At 48.9% G+C, this 233-nt stretch carries 1 protein-coding gene; it reads right to left on the reverse strand.

The genetic code is table 11. The features are described 5' to 3' along the window. Window positions 1–52: 52 nt before the first annotated feature. Window positions 53–233: hypothetical protein (locus AAEY88_RS15595; RefSeq protein ID WP_350563855.1), on the reverse strand; the 181-nt coding region annotated here is incomplete at its 5' end.

The raw sequence follows: 233 nt of genomic DNA on the forward strand, positions 1-233 counted from the left end.
TAGTATAGCTCCTGGGCAGTATCGACTTCGAGCCGGACGCAAGCACCTCCTTTCAACGATTGAACAGCAAAACTTGGACATATACATACAGACAGTACATCTTTTTCACTTGAAGTTCCGGATGATCCCCGTGGGCTGCGGTCATGTTTAACGACTTTCGACCATACTGGCGCAGATGCTCAAGCTCGTCACCTTGAAACGTAGAATAGGAGGCACGCCATCGATTGTCACTG

It is taken from the genome of Psychrobacter sp. CAL346-MNA-CIBAN-0220 (genome assembly GCF_040309805.1).
Classification (GTDB): domain Bacteria; phylum Pseudomonadota; class Gammaproteobacteria; order Pseudomonadales; family Moraxellaceae; genus Psychrobacter.